Below are 20,014 nucleotides of genomic sequence, written 5' to 3' on the forward strand. Positions count from 1 at the left end.
GCATGCCTTTCGTGACGCTCTGCGTCACCATTCTGCATTAAAAGCGTCTGAGCATATGGCCCGGTCAATCCCCCGGCTTGGGCGTTCGCGCCAGGCAATACACGTCCACCCGCTGTGCACCTGCACTGTTCAATAATCGAGCAATGACCTCTGCCGTCGAGCCGGTGGTCAATACGTCATCGACCAACGCCAGGTGTTTGCCGTGCACCCAATCGGGATCGATCAATGCGAATGCGCCGCGCAAGTTGCGTTTGCGCGCTTTGGCGTCGAGACCCTGTTGCGCTGCGGTTTCTCGACTGCGTACTACATGCTGTTCATCGACAGGCAGTTGCAACTGTTTGCCCAGCCATCCGGCCAGCATTCCCGCCTGGTTGTAACCGCGCTGGCGCAAGCGTTTGTTGGCCAGCGGCACCGGCAGCAGGTAGTCCGGACGCGGCAGGCCTTCATCGAAGCGGTGTTGCAGAAACTGGCCGCACAGCTCAGCGAGCAGCCGCCCCATGGGCCATTTGCGGTTGTGTTTGAAACGGGTGATCAGGCTGTCTATCGGAAACTCATACAGCCACGGCGCAACCACTTGGGCAAAGGCCGGAGGACGCTTGCTGCATTGCCCGCAACTCAGGCCGAAGACCGGCAAGGGCAGCGCGCAGTATTCGCACTGCTCGCCAAGCCAAGGCAACTCGGCTTCGCAGGGCACGCAGATGGGCGCTGGGACCTCGCTGCGCTCATCGCACAATAAACAGATTTGTTTGTTTTTTAACCAGATGTAAACCTGATGATCGTAGCTGGGTTGACAGCGCATGGCTCTTCCTTAAATATGCCCGACATCCGTGTAGCGCCTGTGGTCTTTTCCGCCCTCGCGCATTGCCCAGAAACACCAAGGAGCCGCCCGATGAGCGCCAGCACCACCGCCACTTTGCGTCACGACTGGACTTTAGACGAGGTCAGGGCGCTGTTTGTACAGCCATTCAATGACCTGCTGTTTCAGGCGCAAACGGTGCACCGCGCTCACTTCGATGCCAACCGCGTCCAGGTTTCTACCCTGCTGTCGATCAAGACCGGCGCCTGCCCGGAAGACTGCAAGTACTGCCCGCAGTCCGGTCACTACAACACCGGCCTTGAGAAAGAAAAGCTGCTTGAAGTGCAGAAGGTCCTCGAAGAAGCTGCGCGCGCCAAATCCATCGGTTCGACCCGCTTTTGCATGGGCGCGGCCTGGAAGCATCCTTCCGCCAAAGACATGCCTTACGTGCTGGAGATGGTCAAGGGCGTGAAAGCCATGGGCCTGGAAACCTGCATGACCCTGGGGCGTCTCGATCAGGAACAGACCGAAGCGCTGGCCACCGCCGGGCTGGATTACTACAACCACAACCTGGACACCTCGCCGGAGTTCTACGGCAGCATCATCACCACCCGCACCTACGGCGAGCGTCTGCAAACCCTGGCCTATGTGCGCGATGCCGGCATGAAAATCTGCTCCGGCGGCATTCTGGGCATGGGCGAGTCGCTCGACGACCGCGCCGGGCTGCTGATTCAACTGGCAAACCTGCCAGAGCACCCGGAATCGGTACCCATCAACATGCTGGTCAAGGTGGCCGGTACGCCGCTGGAAAACGCCGAAGACGTGGACCCGTTCGACTTCATCCGCATGCTGGCGGTCGCGCGTATTCTGATGCCGCAATCCCACGTGCGTCTGTCCGCCGGGCGCGAAGCGATGAACGAGCAAATGCAGGCGCTGGCGTTCTTCGCCGGTGCCAACTCGATTTTCTACGGCGACAAGCTGCTGACCACCGCCAACCCGCAAGCCGACAAGGACATGCTGTTGTTCTCGCGTCTGGGCATCAAGCCTGAAGCGGGCGAAGGCCATGCCGACGAAGTGCATCAGGCCGCCATCGAACAGGCGCTGGTCGAACAGCAAAGCAGCGCAATGTTCTACGACGCCGCCTCTGCCTGATGCCTTGAGCGGGCCGGACGTTTTGGCCCGCTTTGAATCGCCATATTCCGGACCGGGGCCTGCATGTCTTTCGATCTCCGCACGCGCCTTGATGCCCGTCGCACCGCACACCTCTATCGCCAGCGCCCACTGCTGCAAAGCCCGCAAGGCCCGCAGGTCATTGTTGATGGTCAGCCATTGCTGGCGTTCTGTAACAACGACTACATGGGCCTGGCCAACCATCCCGAAGTGATCGCTGCCTGGCAGGCAGGTGCCGAGCGCTGGGGCGTGGGCGGCGGGGCATCGCATCTGGTGATCGGCCACAGCACGCCGCACCATGAATTGGAAGAAGCGTTGGCCGAATTGACCGGACGTCCGCGAGCGCTGTTGTTCTCCAACGGTTACATGGCCAACCTCGGTGCGGTCACAGCCCTGGTCGGGCAGGGCGACACGGTGCTGGAAGACCGCCTCAATCACGCTTCGCTGCTGGACGCCGGTTTGCTCAGCGGCGCACGCTTTTCCCGCTATCTGCACAACGACGCCGGCAGTTTGAACGCGCGTCTGGAAAAAGCCGTGGGCGATACGCTGGTGGTGACAGACGGCGTGTTCAGCATGGACGGCGATATCGCTGACTTGCCCGCGCTGGCGCAGGCTGCCAGGGCCAAAGGTGCCTGGCTGATGGTCGACGATGCCCATGGCTTCGGGCCGCTGGGTGCCAATGGCGCAGGTATCGTCGAGCATTTCGGCCTGAGCATGGAGGATGTGCCGGTGTTGGTCGGCACCCTCGGCAAATCGTTCGGCACCTCCGGGGCATTCGTGGCGGGCAGCGAAGAATTGATCGAAACCCTGATCCAGTTCGCCCGTCCGTACATCTACACCACCAGCCAGCCACCTGCGCTGGCCTGCGCCACGCTGAAAAGCCTGCAATTGTTGCGCAGCGAGCATTGGCGTCGTGAGCATCTGGCGAGTTTGATCGGCCAGTTTCGTCGCGGCGCCGAGCAGCTCGGTCTGCAATTGATGGACAGCTTCACGCCGATCCAGCCGATCATGATCGGCGATGCCGGGCGCGCATTGCGTCTGTCGCAGTTGCTCCGTGAGCGCGGCTTGCTGGTGACGGCGATTCGTCCGCCGACCGTGCCTGCGGGCAGCGCTCGTTTACGCGTGACGTTGTCTGCTGCGCACAGCGAGGCCGACGTGCAGCTATTATTGGAAGCTCTGGAGCAGTGCTACCCGCTGCTGGATGCAAGTGAATCCACGGAGCCCGTCCATGCGTGATCGTCTGATTCTACTGCCGGGCTGGGGCCTGGGCGTTTCTCCGCTGGAGCCGCTCGCGGCTGCATTGCGTGGGCTTGATGAGCACCTGCGGGTCGAGATCGAGCCGTTGCCGGACATCGACAGCTGCGAGGTGCCGGACTGGCTCGACGAACTGGACGCCAACCTGCCGGACAACGCCTGGCTAGGCGGCTGGTCGCTGGGCGGCATGCTTGCCGCCGAGCTGGCAGCACGGCGCGGTGAAGGCTGCTGCGGGTTGCTGACCCTGGCCAGCAACGCCTGTTTCGTCACCCAGGGCGGGTGGCCGAATGCGATGCCCGCGCAGGATTTCGATGCGTTTCTGGCAGGTTGTTCGGTGGATCCCGACGCGACGCTCAAGCGCTTCAGTCTGTTGTGCACACAAGGCGCGGAAGACCCACGTGGTCTGGCACGCCTGCTCAAGGCCGGCGCGCCGCACAGCTCTAAAACCGCGCTGGTCGACGGGCTGAAAATACTTCAGCAACTCGATACGCGCAGTGCGCTGCAAACCTATCGCGGCCCGCAACTGCACCTGTTCGCCGGGCTTGATGCTTTCGTGCCGGCCGAGGCTGCAGGTGATCTGCTGGCCGTGTTGCCGGATGTCGAGGTGGGCCTGATCGAAAAGGCCAGCCATGCGTTTTTGCTGGAAAACCCACACGCAGTGGCGGCCGCGATCCAGGCCTTTCTACATGAGTCTGGCGATGACTGACCTTTCACATCCCAAGCCGCCCTCGGTATTGCCCGACAAGCGCCAGGTTGCAGCGTCGTTTTCCCGAGCGGCAGGCAGTTACGACAGCGTGGCCGAGTTGCAGCGCAGTGTCGGCAGCGAACTGCTGTCTCGTCTGCCTGCCGGGTTCACGCCTTCGCGCTGGCTGGATCTGGGGTGCGGCACCGGCTATTTCAGTCGTGCGCTGGCCCGGACATTCAGCCAAAGCGAAGGCATCGCGCTGGACATCGCCGAAGGCATGTTGCGCCATGCGCAGCCGTTTGGCGGCGCGCAGCATTTTGTTGCCGGTGACGCCGAGCATTTGCCGTTGCGCGACGAGCGCTGCGAGCTGATTTTCTCCAGCCTCGCCGTGCAGTGGTGCGCCGACTTTGCGGCAGTGCTTAGCGAAGCTCATCGCGTATTGTCGCCGGGCGGCGTGTTTGCCTTCGCCAGCCTTTGCGTCGGCACGCTGTACGAATTGCGTGACAGTTGGCGTGCCGTTGACGGCCAAGTGCATGTGAATCGCTTTCGTCACGAAGATGACTATCGCCAGCTGTGCGCAGCCAGCGGCCTGCGGGTGCGTAGCCTGGAAGTGCGTCCGCAGGTGCTGCATTACCCGGACGTGCGCAGCCTGACCCATGAGTTGAAGGCGCTCGGTGCCCACAACCTCAACCCCGGGCGGCCCAACGGCCTGACCGGGCGCGAGCGGATTCTGGGCATGGTCCAGGCCTACGAAGGTTTTCGTCAGCCAGCCGGGCTGCCTGCCACGTATCAAGTGGTTTATGCAGTGCTTGAAAAAGCCTGATGGCTTCACGTTATAAGGAAAGATGGTCGAGATGAGCGCAGCCTATTTCATTACCGGAACCGACACCGACGCGGGCAAGACCACCGTGGCTGCCGGGCTGTTGCATGCCGCCCGGTTGAAGGGCCTGAGCACCGCGGCGGGCAAACCTGTGGCCTCCGGCTGTGTGATGACGGCAGAGGGGCTGCGTAATTCCGATGCGCTGGCGCTGCAGGCCGAGTGCTCTGTCGAGCTGGACTACGATGAGGTCAATCCACTGGCATTCGCCCCCGCCATTGCTCCACATCTGGCGGCGCTTGAAGCAGGCGTTACGCTGACTGTCGATTCACTGCTGCAACCGATGCGCCACATTCTGAACAAACAGGCGGATTTCACCTTGATCGAAGGTGCAGGCGGCTGGCGCGTGCCATTGGCCGGGGAACATAATTTGTCCGACCTGGCCATTGCCTTGGGGTTGCCGGTGATTCTGGTGGTGGGCGTGCGCCTGGGCTGTATCAATCATGCCGTACTGACCGCCGAGGCCATTGCTCGGGACGGTTTGCATCTGGCGGGCTGGGTGGCCAACGTTATTGACGCAGAGACCTCTCGGCTCGAGGAAAACCTCGCCACGCTGCGCGAGCGTCTGCCTGCGCCCTGTTTGGGGCGCGTGCCACGGCTGAGCGAGGCGAGCGCCGAAAATGTGGCGCGATATCTTGATCTGCAACTGTTGGGCTGACAGCGTCGCTATCTTGCTGACAGGCAAGGGTGTTTCGGGTTTTTGAAGACGCAGTCTATGATACGGCCTAGTGCCATTAGTCTGTTTGTCGAGTATTTACGTGCAAATGCTGGTTCAATGGCACGTGTTCGTTTTTTGAACTGAGGATCGGCTTATGCAAATCACCATGAACAACACCCTTTACCCAGGTCTGAGCGCCATGCAGGTCGGGCAAGGCCGTGTCGATCAGGCGGCTACCCAGATCGCCAGCTCCAACATCGAAGTGTCGGGCAGAAGCCAGTCTTCGGACTTTCAGCTCGAAAACCTGCGTTCTGTCGATCGCAGCCAGCGTTCGGATCTGTCCTCCAACATTGTCGAACTCAATGCTGGCAAGAACCAGATTGAAGCCGGTGTTGCGGTTCAGAAAGCCAGCGATGAAGCGCTCGGCACATTGATTGACACCTACGCCTGATACGGGGTTTCTGAAAGTCCTGTGTAACGCTCACGCCGTGCCTGACCTGTACGGCGTCGTCTGCTGAATTTCCCCGCATCACGCTTTTGTATCGTCCCTGCAACGCCTCCATCCTTTACTAAACTTTTGCTTACGCTTTTCTTCGCGTCGTGCGCCTGTGCGTGTGCGGTTGATAAAGCAACGTGGACGAATGGTGCGTGCTTCGCTATTGACAAGGTTTGGGCGTAAACGTATGTTTCAAACACCTGTTTGACCGCAAGGCATGCGAGATTGTCTGGTGCTTGAAGCTGTGCTTTTAGCGACCGCCCGGTCATTCGTTCCAGGATTCATCAGCAGAGGTTTATCGCTATGCCTGACTACAAGGCCCCCTTGCGTGATATTCGTTTCGTCCGTGACGAGCTGCTCGGTTACGAAGCGCACTATCAGAGTCTGCCAGCCTGTCACGACGCCACTCCGGACATGGTCGACGCCATTCTCGAAGAGGGTGCCAAGTTCTGCGAGCAGGTGCTTGCGCCGCTGAACCGTGTTGGCGATACCGAGGGTTGCACCTGGAGCGAGTCGGGCGTGAAGACGCCGTCCGGTTTCAAGCAAGCCTACAAGCAGTTCGTCGAAGGTGGCTGGCCGAGCCTTGCGCATGACGTCGCGCACGGCGGTCAGGGCCTTCCCGAGTCGCTGGGCCTGGCTGTCAGCGAGATGGTCGGCGAAGCCAACTGGTCGTGGGGCATGTACCCAGGCCTGTCGCATGGTGCGATGAACACCATCTCCGAGCACGGCACGCCCGAGCAGCAGGACGCGTACCTGACCAAGCTGGTCTCCGGCGAATGGACCGGCACCATGTGCCTGACCGAATCCCACTGCGGTACCGACCTGGGCATGTTGCGCACCAAGGCCGAACCTCAGGCTGACGGCACCTACAAGGTGACCGGCACCAAGATCTTCATTTCTGCTGGCGAACACGACATGGCCGATAACATCGTCCACATCGTGCTGGCCCGCCTGCCGGATGCACCGGCTGGCACCAAAGGCATTTCGCTGTTCATCGTGCCCAAGTTCCTCTCGGCTGCCGACGGCGGTGTGGGCGAGCGCAACGCGGTGAACTGCGGCTCGATCGAACACAAGATGGGCATTCACGGCAACGCCACGTGCGTGATGAACTTCGACGGCGCTACCGGCTACCTGATCGGCCCGCCGAACAAGGGCCTGAACTGCATGTTCACGTTCATGAACACGGCGCGTCTGGGCACTGCACTGCAAGGTCTGGCGCATGCCGAGGTCGCGTTTCAGGGCGGTCTGAAATACGCCCGGGACCGTCTGCAGATGCGTTCGCTGACCGGCCCTAAGGCGCCGGAAAAAGCAGCTGACCCGATCATCGTTCACCCTGACGTGCGCCGTATGCTGCTGACCATGAAGGCCTTCGCTGAAGGCACTCGGGCCATGGTGTACTTCACCGCCAAACAGGTCGATATCGTCAAGTACAGCGAAGACCCGGAGCAGAAGAAGTCCGCCGACGCGCTGCTGGCGTTCATGACACCGATTGCCAAGGCTTTCATGACCGAAGTGGGTTTTGAAGCTGCCAACCACGGCGTGCAGATCTACGGCGGTCATGGCTTTATCGCCGAGTGGGGCATGGAGCAGAACGTTCGCGACAGCCGCATTTCGATGCTGTACGAAGGCACCACCGGTATCCAGGCCCTCGACCTGCTGGGCCGTAAAGTGCTGATGACCCAAGGCGAGGCGCTGAAGGGCTTCACCAAGATTGTCCACAAGTTCTGCCAGAGCAATGAAGGTAACGAAGGCGTTCAGGAATTCGTTACACCATTGGCTGCATTGAACAAGGAATGGGGCGAGCTGACCCTGAAAGTCGGCATGGCCGCGATGAAGGACCGTGAAGAAGTCGGTGCTGCGTCGGTGGATTACATCATGTATTCCGGTTATGCCTGCCTGGCTTATTTCTGGGCCGACATGGCGCGTCTGGCTGCTGAAAAACTGGCCGCCGGTACCGCTGACGAAGCGTTCTACCGTGCCAAGATCCAGACGGCGCGCTTCTACTTCCAGCGCATCCTGCCGCGCACCCGCACCCACGTTGCCGCCATCCTGTCGGGCGCTGGCAACCTGATGGACATGAAAGAAGAAGACTTCGGCCTGGCTTACTAAGCCCTGCATTAGTCATGGAAACCGCCTGATCACTGATCAGGCGGTTTTTTTATGGATGCGTTTTGGCGGATGACGACGGAGCATACGATTTTCCGTGTTGACTATCGTGCGTCGCTCCGCGTCGCATGCCGTTCTGGACGCTCCGCGTCCGGTCATGAATCGCGGCGCGGCGAGAATCACGCAATAAACATTTCCAGCCTCCTGCCGTTACAGAAGTAGCTTGTTTATTGATCCTGCCGAATGCATTGTTCGCTGGCTGAGGGCACAATGCCACCAGTCTGTGCGCCATTTCGATGCCAGGTAGGAGGGAACCTCTTTTGTTGCGTCCATCAGCTGCACGCTTGAGTCATTTTCTGCCTTCGCTTGGCTTGCTGGTGGCGGGGTTTGCTGCTGCGTACGTAAAAGACCTCAACGTGTTTCTCACTTCGCTGTTCAACGTGCTGCCGACACTGGTGTTGCTGTTGGGCGGTGCGTATTGCTGTGTTTACCGGCGCCAGCGCGAGCTGTTTCTGATGGTCACGGTGTATATCGCCTATTACCTTCTCGACACCCAGACCGACTTTTACCGTGACAACGGCAAGGTGCGCGAGGATGCCGCGGTCATCTTCCATCTGGTCTGTCTGCTGCTGCCGGTGTTATTCGGCCTTTATGCTGCGTGGGAAGAGCGTACTCACCTGTTCCAGGATCTGGTGGCGCGGCTTGCGGTGCTGATTGCGGTTGGCAGCGTGGCTCTGGGGCTGGAGCAGAGTTACCCGGTCGAACTGCAAGTGTGGCTGGCGGATATTCGCTGGCCCGCGCTGCACGGTTCGTGGATGAGCCTGATTCAGTTGTCTTACGCGATGTTTCTGTTGTCGTTCGCCGTGCTCATCTGGCAGTACCTGGAAAAACCGCGACCGCTGCATGCCGCACAGATCGTTGGTCTGCTGGGTTTGTTCTGGGCGCTGCCGAAAACGTTCATCCTGCCCTTCACCCTCAACATTCTCTGCAGCCAGGTCATGCTGATGATCGCCGCCGCCGTTGCTCACGAGGCTTATCAGATGGCCTTTCGCGACGAGCTCACCGGCTTGCCCGGACGTCGGGCGCTCAATGAGCGCATGCAGCGTCTGGGGCGCAATTATGTGCTGGCGATGAGTGATGTGGATCACTTCAAGAAATTCAACGACACCCACGGCCACGATGTAGGGGATCAGGTGCTGCGTCTGGTCGCCAGCAAACTGTCGAAAATCACCAACGGTGGCGGCAGGGCGTACCGCTATGGCGGTGAAGAATTCGCCATCGTGTTTGCCGCCAAAACCATCGATGAATGTATGCCGCACCTGGAAGCCATTCGCGAAACCATCGCCAATTACGCGATCCAGTTGCGCAACAAAGACAGCCGTCCTCAGGACGATCAGCAAGGACGCCAGCGGCGCAGCGGCGCTCACGAGGCCAGTGTATCGGTGACGGTCAGTATTGGCGTAGCCGAGCGTCAGCCAGAGCACCGCACCCCGGAAGAAGTGCTCAAGAGCGCAGACCAGGCGCTGTACGCGGCCAAAGGCGCAGGGCGCAATTGTGTGGTCGCCTACGGGCAGTTGAACCGGCGCGGCGCAGTGCGCACCACCGAAGCTGCCAACTGAGCAAATCGGCACTTTCTCGTGACCTGTTATGACTATTCAGTCATGACACGACCCTATGTCTCTGAAATGTTGTTCGGGTAGACTCGTGGTTATCGACAGCTGATCTGCGTCATTGCGTGCATCGATCAGCTTCCACAGGTCTCTTGCTCCGTGTTCACGAGGTTTGCCATGGCTGACTACAAAGCGCCACTGCGCGATATGCGCTTCGTCCTCAATGAAGTGTTCGAAGTTTCCAGACTCTGGGCTCAACTGCCTGAGCTGGCTGAAACAGTCGACGCCGAAACGGTCGATGCCATTCTTGAAGAAGCCGGCAAAGTCACCAGCAAGACCATCGCCCCGCTGAGCCGCAACGGTGATGAGGAAGGCTGCCACTGGAAAGACACTGTCGTGACCACTCCGGCAGGTTTCCCGGAGGCCTACCGGATTTACGCAGAGGGCGGCTGGGTCGGCGTGGGTGGCGACCCCGTGTTTGGCGGTATGGGCATGCCCAAGATTGTTTCGGCTCAGGTCGAGGAGATGATCAACTCCGCCAGCCTGGCGTTCGGCCTGTACGCGATGCTGACCTCCGGCGCCTGCGTATCGATAAACACCCACGCCACCGAAGCGCTCAAGGCCAAATTTTTGCCCAACATGTACTCGGGCGTCTGGGCAGGTTCGATGTGCCTGACCGAGGCGCACGCCGGTACGGACCTTGGCATGATTCGCACTAAAGCCGAACCGCAGACGGACGGCGCCTACACGATCACTGGCAGCAAGATTTTCATCACCGGCGGTGAGCACGACCTGACCGAGAACATCATTCACCTGGTACTGGCCAAGCTGCCGGACGCTCCGGCCGGGCCGAAAGGGATCTCGCTGTTTCTGGTGCCCAAGTTCATGGTCGGTGACGACGGCAGCCTCGGTGCGCGCAATACCGTCAGTTGTGGTTCCATTGAGCACAAGATGGGTATTCAGGCGTCGGCCACCTGTGTGATGAATTTCGATGACGCCGTCGGTTATCTGATCGGTGAGCCGAACAAGGGCCTGGCGGCGATGTTCACCATGATGAATTACGAACGTCTGGGTGTCGGTATCCAGGGCTTGGCGTCCGGTGTGCAGTCTTATCAGAACGCTGTCGAGTACGCTGTTGATCGTCTGCAAAGCCGTGCCCCGACCGGTGCACAGAACAAGGACAAGGCCGCTGATCCGATCATCGTCCACCCTGATGTGCGGCGCATGCTGCTGACCATGAAAGCCTTCAACGAAGGCGGTCGGGCATTCTCCAGTTACGTTGCTCTGCAACTGGACATCGCCAAGTTCAGCGAAGATGACACCGCGCGCAAACGTGCCGATGATCTGGCAGCGCTGCTCACGCCAGTCGCCAAGGCGTTCCTGAGCGACATCGGTCTGGAAACCACGGTCCACGGCCAGCAGGTGTTCGGTGGTCACGGTTACATTCGTGAGTGGGGTCAGGAGCAACTGGTGCGTGACGTGCGTATCACGCAGATCTATGAAGGCACCAACGGCATTCAGGCACTGGACCTGGTGGGGCGCAAGATCGTCGGCTCCAATGGCGCGCTCTATCAGTTGTTCTCGGATGAAGTGCGCCAGTTTATCGATACTTCCGACAGCTCGCTCGGTGAATTTACCCGACCGCTGACGGCAGCGTTGAATATGCTGGACGAGCTGACCGGCTGGGTGCTGGACCGCTCGCGTAGCAACCCGAACGAGATCGGCGCTGCATCCGTTGAGTACCTGCATCTGTTCGGTTACACCGCTTACGCCTACATGTGGGCGATGATGGCCAAGGCAGCCTTTGGCAAGGAGCAGCAGGACGACTTTTATGCGAGCAAGCTGGGCACGGCGCGCTTCTACTTCGCCCGCCTGCTGCCGCGTATTCATTCGCTGGATGCCTCGGTGCGGGCAGGCAGTGAATCACTGTTTTTGTTGGAGGCATCACAATTCTGACTTGAAAAAGTCGTGTAAGCATTTGCTTACACTCCGTGGTGCCAATTGACCTCTTCCCAATAAAGGGATCCAAAGTTAATCTTTGTACATGGACGTAGCGCAGGAAGCGCAACAAGACATAACAGGGACACGTAGGGAAGCCTGCCAGGACGGCGGGGTGAAAGGGAAATCAGGGAAACAGTCTGGAAAGCCCCGCTTAGGCGGGGTTTTCTTTGTCTGCGTTTTAAGGATTGAGGTTTTCGCTGTTCATCAATTCCGCCTTGAACGCCCCTCGCGCTGCGTGTCGCGGTCCTGTCTGGAGAAAGCCCCAAGAGAAAGAATAATGGCGTCGTGCCAGAGCCGGTTGAACCCTCACCGCCGGCAAGGGTCGATTAGCTGTATGGCCAATCAGAGCCAATCAATCAGGAGCTTTTCATGGACATCATTCGTATCATTTTCGCCATTCTGCTGCCTCCGGTGGGCGTGTTCATGCAAGTCGGCTTCGCTGGCGCTTTCTGGCTGAATATTCTGCTGACCCTGCTGGGCTACATTCCAGGCATCATCCACGCGATCTACATCATCGTTTCGCGTAAGTAACGCCTCGGCGCATTCGTTGATCGTTCCCCATCGGGAACGATCACACGGCCTGATCAAGCACGTCCCGGTAAAAACGCCACTCCTTCTCCAACGCATCTGCCTGGTTATGTGCCTTGCGGAACCCATGATGCTCGTCCGGGTAAAAGTGCCCTTCGGCCTTGATGCCGTTGTCCTGCAGAGCCTTGAGCATGGCGCGGGTCTGATCCGGCACTACCACGGCGTCCAGCTCGCCCTGGAAGAAAATCACCGGCACGCTGATTCGGTCTGCATGCAGCAAGGGCGTGCGGGCCTCGTAACGTTCGATGTCCTTGACCGGGTCGCCGATCAGCCAGTCCAGATAATCGCCCTCGAACTTATGCGTTGCCTTGGCCAGTGCGACCGGATCGCTGACGCCATACAGGCTGGCCCCAGCGCGAAACACGTCCTCGAAGGCCAGTGCGCACAGCGTGGTGTAACCGCCAGCGCTGCCGCCACGGATGAAGGCCTGTTGTTCGTCAATCAAGCCGCGCTCGGCCAGATGCGTGACCACGGCGCAAGCGTCTTGCACATCCGCCACGCCCCAGGTCAGGTGCAGGCCTTGGCGATAGGCGCGTCCGTAGCCGCTGCTGCCGCGATAATTGAGGTCTGCAACGGCAAAGCCGCGATGCGTCCAGTATTGAATGCGCGGGTCGAGTACCGGGTAACAGGCTGAGGTCGGGCCGCCGTGGATGAAGACCACCAACGGCGGCTTTTGCGCACCCGTCATGGCCGGATAGAAATAGCCATAGGCCTCGGCTCCGCCGCTGGGATAGCACAGCGCCTGCGGGCGGCTGATCAGTTCGGCAGGCAGCGGGGAGCCACCGCCTGCCAGCACGTGCAAGCTGTGATCGGCGCGGGAAATGGCCAGCACTGCCGCCGTGCTCACGGCCGAAGCGGCGATGCAATAGACAAACTCTTCGTCAACCGCGAGGCTGCGAAAGCGGCTGTAACCAACGCTGAAATCCTCTGTTGAGCCATCGGCCTGACAAAGCCCCAATACCCCTGAACCGTCCTGCGACCAACTGGCCAGATAGCCGTCGTTGATCGGCAGCCAGGTGCAACTGCCCAGTTGCCAGGGTGCGGAAGCATGATCGGCAGAGGCGGCAGGAAGCGCAGCAAACCCGGACGGTGTTTCGCCCCACGGCTGCCAGAACCCGGCGCGGTCGGTCAGGCAATACAAGCGGCTCCGGGCATCAAAACGAGGTTGCTGCAGGGATTCTTCAGCGCCGTCGCCGGCAATGCATATGGCGACGCCCCATTGGCCATTGTCCTGCTTTGCCGCACACATCAGGCGGCTGCGGGTCCACGGTTGATGCGGGCGCTGCCATTCGATCCAGGCCAGGCGCTTGCCGTTGGCACTGACGATCGGCGAGGCATAGAAATCAGCGCCTTCGGCCAGCAACACGCGCTGCCCGTCAGCCAGATTGATAGCGACCAGTCTATGGGTGTTGTGGTCTTCTTCGACGGCGAGTACCTGGCCATTGCTGAAGAACACGCCGCCATAGCGTTTGTCGCCCTGAGTCAGCGCAACCGGCACGCTGGCGTCCAGCGCCTGACGGTAAAGCTGTTGATCGCGCTCGTTGACGAACACCACGGCATCGTCAGCCAGGCAGAACGAGCCGCCGCCGTACTCGTACACCCGGCTGCGCACACTGAAGCCTTGCGGCGTCAGGCAGCGCTTGCTGTTGGCGTACCAGTGCCAGATGCGACAGGCGCCGTCTTCGGGGCGGTATTCGTTCCAGAACAGGCCCGCCGAACTGACGTCCAGCTCGGCGAAGTCAACGCCAGCGGCGACCGCCTGTGCGGCGGTCAGGGTGTCAGGAAGATTTTGCGATGAGGCGTGAGTTTCGGTCATTGCGAAAGGCCAGCTCTTCAATGGTTTGAGTAGCGGTTTCGGACTCGTCGCGAGCCTGAGTGATGATCCCGTGGTGATAAGACTTGCTGCACACCGGGTCGGCATTGGCAGCATCGCCGGTCAGCATGAACGCCTGGCAGCGACAGCCGCCGAAGTCCTTTTCCTTCTCGTCGCACGAACGGCACGGCTCGGGCATCCAGTCGTAACCGCGAAAGCGGTTGAAGCCGAACGAGTCGTACCAGATGTGCTGCATGCTGTGTTCGCGCACATTGGGAAACTGGATCGGCATCTGTCGCGCGCCGTGACAGGGCAGGGCGGTGCCGTCCGGGGTGACGGTCAGGAAGATATTGCCCCAGCCGTTCATGCAGGCCTTGGGACGCTCTTCGTAGTAATCGGGGGTCACGAAGATCAGTTTGCAGGGATGGTCTTGCGCGGCCAGCTGGTCGCGGTACTCATTGGTGACCGCTTCGGCGCGCACCAGTTGATCCTTGGTGGGCAGCAGACCGACGCGGTTCAGGTGCGCCCAGCCATAGAACTGACAGGTTGCCAGCTCGACGAAGTCCGCTTCCAGCGCCAGACACAGCTCGATGATCTTGTCGATACGGTCGATGTTATGCCGGTGGGTTACGAAATTCAGCACCATCGGATAGCCGTGCTTCTTCACCGCTTTGGCCATTTCCAGCTTCTGTGCGAAGGCTTTTTTCGAGCCGGCGAGCATGTTGTTCACTTGCTCGTCGCTGGCCTGAAAGCTGATCTGGATATGGTCCAGCCCGGCCTTTTTGAAGGCAATGATCTTTTCTTCTGTCAGGCCGATACCTGAGGTAATCAGGTTGGTGTAAAAGCCCAATCGCCGAGCTTCGGCGATCAGCTCGGCCAGGTCTTGGCGCACCAGCGGCTCGCCGCCGGAAAAACCGATCTGGGCGGCCCCCATTTCACGCGCTTCCTGCATGACCTTGAACCACTGCTCGGTGGTCAGCTCCTGACCCTGCCTGGCGAAATCCAGCGGGTTAGAGCAGTAAGGGCATTGTAGCGGGCAGCGATAGGTCAGCTCGGCCAGCAGCCACAGCGGCAGGCCGACCTCCGGGGTGGGCGGTATGTAAGGGCTGTGGGCAGCAGGCGCGATATCAGACAAGATCGATCCAGTACTTTTCTTTGGCCACTTTCATGAAGTCGTCGACGTCCATTCCAAGCTCGGGGATGTTGGGGAATTCCCTTTGCAGTTCGGCGATGATAGCGGCGATCGTGCGCTCTCCATCAATCAGCCCACCGATCAGGCTCGCGCTGTCATTGAGCTTGATCATGCCTTCCGGGTAAAGAACCACATGGGCTTTTTGCGCAGGCTCGTATTGAAAGCGATAGCCGTGGTGCCACTTGGGCGTAAGTGCTCGAAAAGCCGGATCGTGTTTTATCTCGTGCTTCATGGCGTAATCCCCTTATGCCAGACCTTCTGGTCTGTGACGCTGTGGTACGGGGGGCGGTTCAATTCATACGCCATGGACATGGCATCGAGCATGCTCCACAGAATGTCGAGTTTGAACTGCAGGATTTCCAGCATGCGCTGCTGGCCTTCATACGTAGTGTAGTGCTGTAACGTGATTGCGAGGCCGTGTTCCACATCGCGACGTGCCTGACCCAGGCGAGTACGGAAATACTCGTAACCTGTCGGGTCAATCCACGGGTAATGCTGTGGCCAGCTGTCCAGGCGCGATTGATGAATCTGCGGCGCGAACAACTCGGTCAGCGAGCTGCTGGCGGCCTCTTGCCAGTTGGCGCGGCGGGCGAAGTTCACGTAAGCATCGACCGCAAAGCGCACACCGGGCAGTACCAGTTCCTGCGAGCGCAACTGATCCGGGTCCAGCCCCACGGCCTCGCCGAGGCGCAGCCAGGCTTCGATGCCACCGTCTTCACCGGGCGCGCCGTCGTGGTCCAGCAGGCGCTGAATCCACTCGCGACGAATCTCGCGATCCGGGCAATTGGCCAGAATGGCGGCGTCCTTGAGCGGGATGTTCACCTGATAGTAAAAGCGGTTGGCGACCCAGCCCTGAATCTGCTCGCGGGTCGCGCGGCCTTCATACATCGCCACATGAAACGGATGATAGATGTGGTAATAGGCGCCCTTGGCACGCAAGGCCTGCTCGAATTCAGCCGGGGACAGCGCAGTCGCTTCACTCATGTCAGCTCCTAAAGCTCGATGCTCATGCCGTCGAAGGCGACTTCAACGTTGCGCCGGACCAGTTCGGCGCGCTCCGGCGAGTCTTCGTCGAGAATCGGGTTGGTGTTGTTGATGTGGATAAGCACCTTGCGCTGCTCGGGGAAGCCTTCCAGCACGTCGAGCATGCCGCCAGGCCCGTTCTGTGCCAGATGGCCCATTTCCCGGCCGGTGCGGGTGCCGACGCCACGGCGCTGCATCTCGTCATCGTCCCACATCGTGCCATCGACCAGCAGGCAGTCGGCGTCGCGCATTTTCTCGGCCAGTGCTTCATCGACCTTGCCCAGGCCCGGCGCGTAGAACAGCTTGCCGCCGGTGCGTGTGTCTTCGACCAGCAGGCCGATGTTATCGCCCGGATGCGGGTCGAAACGGTGTGGCGAGTAAGGCGGTGCCGCGCTGCGCAGGGGGAACGGTGTGAAGCGCAGGTTCGGGCAGGCCGGAATCACGAAGCTACCTTGCAGCTCGATGCGGTTCCAGTTCAGGCCGCCGTTCCAGTGCTTGAGCATTTCAAACAGCGGGAAGCCGGTACTCAGGTCTTCATGGACCATGTCGGTACACCAGACCTGATGCGGGCAGCCTTCGCGCAAACTGAGCAAGCCGGTTGTGTGGTCGATCTGGCTGTCCATCAGCACGATGGCGCTGATGCCGGTATCGCGCAGTGCCCGGCCTGGCTGCATGGGCGCGAAGCTCTGCAATTGCGCGCGGATGTCCGGCGACGCGTTGCACAGCACCCAGTTCACGCCGTCGTCGGACAGCGCGATGGACGACTGGGTACGCGCTTGCGCCCGCAGGCTGCCGTCACGAAAACCCGCACAATTGACGCAGTTGCAGTTCCACTGCGGGAATCCACCGCCCGCAGCGGAACCTAGAATCTGGATGTACATGTCAGCTCCCTGGCACACAATCTGGAACACAAAAACAAAGAACCGCTACAACCATAAAAAAAGCCCCGGCGAACCGAGGCTTCACAGCGCACTGAAATCAACGGCTTGCGAAGTACATGGTGACTTCAAAACCGATACGCAGATCAGTGTAAGCAGGTTTAGTCCACGACATAAAAATCTCCTCGGATGAATGCTACGGTTGGTGACTACATCTTAGTGCACCGCTGACGGCATACGTTCAGATGCTTAGGGAGCTATGTTACTCAATTTAACAATTTGGCAGGGCCAGAATCTGCAGGAAAGACCGTTACCGTTCAGGTAAGGATAACGGGACGGCCGCGCTGGCAGGGCGGCTGGCTACGATGAGCCAGCCGCCTGCAGCGTCAATCAGTTGGTTGGCGGTGGCGAGCAGCGAGTGTGTATCCAGATTTGACAGGGCGCGCTGCAGGGCTTGCGAATGATGCGCCCGATGCCCGGCAAGGTACGCCTGCCAGTGTATATCTGCCTGTTGCTGATCCGGCATGTTTGCGGGGTCGAACTGGGCGGACAGCACCCGGATTTGCTCAGGCAGGTCTGCAGTGCGAATGAGCGCCGGCAAACGGCCGATAAACGCCTCGATGTGCTGAAAAAGCTGATCGGCACTGCAGGTGGGCGATTGCACACCGAACAGCAGCCCGGTCCTCCCGGCGATCTGCCTGATGCCGCTGAACACCGCGTACCCCAATTGCAACTCGACGCGCAGCCGCTGGTAGAACGGCGCTTGCAGCAGGTGCGCGAGCAGCCGCCAGGCGGCTTCATCTTCGACTGAGGCCGTTGGCGCAGGGCAAAATACCAGCACGGCGTTTTCGGACGAGGACGATGCTTCGCTGCTCCAGCGTTTGCCGAGGCGAATGGCGGGTAGCGTGGGCACGTCTGTTTGCCGGGTGCCCGGGGTGGCGTTCAGTGCGGTGTTCAACTGCAACTGGCTGGCGGCGCAGAACCCGCTGGCGAAGCTGATCCAGCGCGAATGTTTCCAGACGGTGTGCAGATCACCCGTGGTTTGCGCCTGTTTGCTGATCAAATAGTGATCAGCAAGATGCTTGAGCAACTGGCGAACAGGGATCAGCGGTTCACTGGCCTGCCCGGCGTGTGTCAGCGGTCCAGGTGCGGCGTGTCGCAGGCGTTGCAGAGCGTGTTCGATGACCGCCACCATCGGTGCCCGCAAACCGTTCAGCTGTATCTGCCAGTAGTTGCCGTAGGCACTGAACGTCAGGTTTACACCGGCTTGCCGGGCATCCTCGATCAGTGGCGTGAGCCGGGTATTGAGCATCTGCCAAAGCGTCGGCTGCGCTGAAGGTAATTCCCAACGCAGGTAAAGCGCCGCTTCAGGGCTGTCTTCGGCTATGGATTCCAGAAATGGATTGGGCGCTGGCAGGCGCCATTCGGCCAGCGTGCTGTCCAGGTTATCCACTGGTGCCGAGCCGATCAGAGCGTTGCTTGTGAGTTGTTCCAGCAGCTCACGCAATGCGTCAGCGCCTTGGTCACTCAACTGTGCAGGCAGTTCACGACAGTGATGGTGTGCCAGGGTCAGTGCTCCGCCCATTTGCAGGCGGCGCTGTTCCAGGCGTTGATATTCCGCGATCAGCGCTGGCCATTGGGTTTTGAAGAACTGGAGCCAGCTCAAAAGCAGCGATTTTATCGTGGATGCGCTCGGCCGATTTGCGTTGAGCTCGATATCCAGCAGCATTTGCCCATCAAACTGATACAGCGGCGTTGCGTTAAGCGACTCGATCAGGCCCCGCTCGATCAATGTGGCGATCAGCCCGCCCGGCTGCGCGGCATTCAGCCAGTGACAGAGGAACGTTACGGCCTCGTCAGCTTTTGCGGGCAGGTGCTCGCAGGCGAACAGCAGGTGTTTTTGCTCGTCGATGTGTTCAAGGCTGGCTGGGCGCTTCATCAGCGGCGCAGGGGCGTGCTGTCTGACTTTTGTGCCGCTGGCGAACAGTGCGCCATGCGTATTAGCCAGCGTTTCCAGTTCCGCCAACGATTGCGGACCGCTCAGGCACAGGGTTATCTGTGCGGCCTGATAGAAGCGCTGATAGAAGTTTTGCAGCGCCTGTTGAAATGCCGGGTTGGGCACCGAGAGGCTGTAGCGATTGCCCGCATGAAAACCGCGCAGCGGGTGCTGTGGATTGACTGCAGCCAGCAAACGTAACTGATCGCGCGCGTTTGCATCGCCACGCCAGGCGATGAACTCGGCGTGCAACACTTCGCGTTCGCGCAGCTGATCGGCGACGGTCATGCGCGGCCGGGCGAGCATGTCGCACAGCCGCTCCAGCCCTTGAGCGAATGCCGTCTGCGGCAGTTCGAAGAAGAAGTCGGTGGTGCGTTCACGGGTACTGGCATTCACCTGACCGCCGTGACGCTGCACGAACGTCATCAGGTTTTCCCCGGCCTGGAAGCGCTCGGTGCCGAGGAAAAACAGATGCTCCAGAAAGTGCGCCAGCCCCGGCCACGCCAGCGGCGCATCGTGACTGCCTGCGGCCACGCGTAACGATGCCGCACTGCGCTTGAGCCGCGAATCGTGACACAGCGCCACACTCAGGCCGTTGGCCAGCGTGATGCGTCTGAGGTCAGCGGATTGAGGGGCAGGCATGAGGGCGTCCACGGCAGCAGGGAAGGCGATGGGTCATGCTAGCGGATAACCGGCGGAGTTCGCGAGCCTGGCATGATAGTTGAGATGGTCAGTACAGTCGCAGAAATTGGATCGCCTGAAACACAGTCTTCGCGAACAAGTTCGCTCCCACAGGGGCCATGTGTGCCCCGTAAATGGACTGCCCCCCGGAAGTTGGACAGTTTTAGCTTGCCGCCTGAGTCCTGTATTT

18 protein-coding genes are annotated in these 20,014 nt (G+C 60.1%); 10 read left to right on the plus strand and 8 right to left on the minus strand.

The features are described 5' to 3' along the window. Nucleotides 1-64: 64 nt before the first annotated feature. Complete coding sequence (locus QRN38_RS16530) at nt 65-799, minus strand: ComF family protein (RefSeq protein WP_057416272.1); 735 nt, start codon at nt 797-799, stop codon at nt 65-67. 90 nt (nt 800-889) lie between these two features. Here QRN38_RS16530 and bioB point away from each other — a divergent pair, with 90 nt between their 5' ends. The 10 genes from bioB to QRN38_RS16580 all read left to right on the plus strand — a co-directional run bounded on the left by bioB (nt 890) and on the right by QRN38_RS16580 (nt 12,184). After that, on the plus strand, nt 890-1,948 hold the full coding sequence (gene bioB, locus QRN38_RS16535) for a biotin synthase BioB (RefSeq protein WP_057418510.1): 1,059 nt from the start codon (nt 890-892) through the stop codon (nt 1,946-1,948). Between the two features lie 63 nt (nt 1,949-2,011). Continuing rightward, nucleotides 2,012-3,202 carry an 8-amino-7-oxononanoate synthase gene (bioF, locus tag QRN38_RS16540; RefSeq protein ID WP_057418511.1) on the plus strand — a complete coding sequence of 397 codons (1,191 nt, stop codon included), beginning with the start codon at nt 2,012-2,014 and terminating at the stop codon, nt 3,200-3,202. Continuing rightward, nucleotides 3,195-3,926: an alpha/beta fold hydrolase gene (locus QRN38_RS16545; RefSeq protein WP_007244492.1), complete on the plus strand. Its 732-nt coding sequence runs from the start codon at nt 3,195-3,197 to the stop codon at nt 3,924-3,926. Before bioF ends, QRN38_RS16545 begins: the two co-directional genes overlap by 8 nt. Then, nucleotides 3,919-4,728, plus strand: coding sequence for a malonyl-ACP O-methyltransferase BioC (gene bioC, locus QRN38_RS16550; RefSeq protein ID WP_007244491.1), 810 nt, complete (start codon nt 3,919-3,921; stop codon nt 4,726-4,728). The genes QRN38_RS16545 and bioC overlap by 8 nt, the downstream gene beginning before the upstream one ends. 31 nt (nt 4,729-4,759) lie before the next feature. Further along, nucleotides 4,760-5,440, plus strand: a complete 681-nt coding sequence (gene bioD, locus QRN38_RS16555) for a dethiobiotin synthase (protein ID WP_057418512.1) — start codon at nt 4,760-4,762, stop codon at nt 5,438-5,440. A gap of 154 nt (nt 5,441-5,594) precedes the next feature. Continuing rightward, complete coding sequence (locus tag QRN38_RS16560; RefSeq protein WP_003382340.1) at nt 5,595-5,891, plus strand: hypothetical protein; 297 nt, start codon at nt 5,595-5,597, stop codon at nt 5,889-5,891. Between the two features lie 348 nt (nt 5,892-6,239). Then, complete coding sequence (locus tag QRN38_RS16565) at nt 6,240-8,045, plus strand: phenylacyl-CoA dehydrogenase (protein WP_005763774.1); 1,806 nt, start codon at nt 6,240-6,242, stop codon at nt 8,043-8,045. Between the two features lie 317 nt (nt 8,046-8,362). Next, nucleotides 8,363-9,661: a GGDEF domain-containing protein gene (locus tag QRN38_RS16570; protein WP_017699234.1), complete on the plus strand. Its 1,299-nt coding sequence runs from the start codon at nt 8,363-8,365 to the stop codon at nt 9,659-9,661. A gap of 168 nt (nt 9,662-9,829) precedes the next feature. Further along, nucleotides 9,830-11,608, plus strand: a complete 1,779-nt coding sequence (locus tag QRN38_RS16575) for an acyl-CoA dehydrogenase C-terminal domain-containing protein (RefSeq protein ID WP_007244487.1) — start codon at nt 9,830-9,832, stop codon at nt 11,606-11,608. Nucleotides 11,609-12,022: 414 nt separating this feature from the next. Further along, nucleotides 12,023-12,184, plus strand: coding sequence for a YqaE/Pmp3 family membrane protein (locus QRN38_RS16580; RefSeq protein WP_002555565.1), 162 nt, complete (start codon nt 12,023-12,025; stop codon nt 12,182-12,184). Between the two features lie 40 nt (nt 12,185-12,224). Here QRN38_RS16580 and QRN38_RS16585 read toward each other — a convergent pair whose 3' ends face one another. The 7 genes from QRN38_RS16585 to pqqF all read right to left on the minus strand — a co-directional run bounded on the left by QRN38_RS16585 (nt 12,225) and on the right by pqqF (nt 19,785). Continuing rightward, complete coding sequence (locus QRN38_RS16585; protein ID WP_057418513.1) at nt 12,225-14,057, minus strand: S9 family peptidase; 1,833 nt, start codon at nt 14,055-14,057, stop codon at nt 12,225-12,227. Continuing rightward, a complete protein-coding gene (pqqE, locus tag QRN38_RS16590; RefSeq protein WP_005763799.1) occupies nt 14,020-15,189 on the minus strand; it encodes a pyrroloquinoline quinone biosynthesis protein PqqE in 1,170 nt (389 codons plus the stop codon). Before pqqE ends, QRN38_RS16585 begins: the two co-directional genes overlap by 38 nt. After that, entirely contained in the window at nt 15,182-15,478 is a 297-nt protein-coding gene (gene pqqD / locus QRN38_RS16595; RefSeq protein ID WP_005614032.1) for a pyrroloquinoline quinone biosynthesis peptide chaperone PqqD, read from the minus strand. The genes pqqE and pqqD overlap by 8 nt, the downstream gene beginning before the upstream one ends. Then, nucleotides 15,475-16,230: a pyrroloquinoline-quinone synthase PqqC gene (gene pqqC / locus QRN38_RS16600; RefSeq protein ID WP_005614033.1), complete on the minus strand. Its 756-nt coding sequence runs from the start codon at nt 16,228-16,230 to the stop codon at nt 15,475-15,477. The genes pqqD and pqqC overlap by 4 nt, the downstream gene beginning before the upstream one ends. An 8-nt stretch (nt 16,231-16,238) precedes the next feature. Continuing rightward, the gene (gene pqqB, locus QRN38_RS16605) at nt 16,239-17,150 is read right to left on the minus strand and encodes a pyrroloquinoline quinone biosynthesis protein PqqB (protein WP_024667196.1); all 912 of its coding nucleotides are present in this window, start codon (nt 17,148-17,150) and stop codon (nt 16,239-16,241) included. 97 nt (nt 17,151-17,247) lie between these two features. After that, a complete protein-coding gene (gene pqqA / locus QRN38_RS16610) occupies nt 17,248-17,322 on the minus strand; it encodes a pyrroloquinoline quinone precursor peptide PqqA (protein ID WP_003422658.1) in 75 nt (24 codons plus the stop codon). 135 nt (nt 17,323-17,457) lie between these two features. After that, nucleotides 17,458-19,785 carry a pyrroloquinoline quinone biosynthesis protein PqqF gene (pqqF, locus tag QRN38_RS16615; protein WP_057418514.1) on the minus strand — a complete coding sequence of 776 codons (2,328 nt, stop codon included), beginning with the start codon at nt 19,783-19,785 and terminating at the stop codon, nt 17,458-17,460. Between the last annotated feature and the right edge of the window lie 229 nt (nt 19,786-20,014).

The organism is Pseudomonas sp. CFBP2511, from assembly GCF_030209255.1.
Taxonomy (GTDB): Bacteria; Pseudomonadota; Gammaproteobacteria; order Pseudomonadales; family Pseudomonadaceae; genus Aquipseudomonas; species Aquipseudomonas avellanae.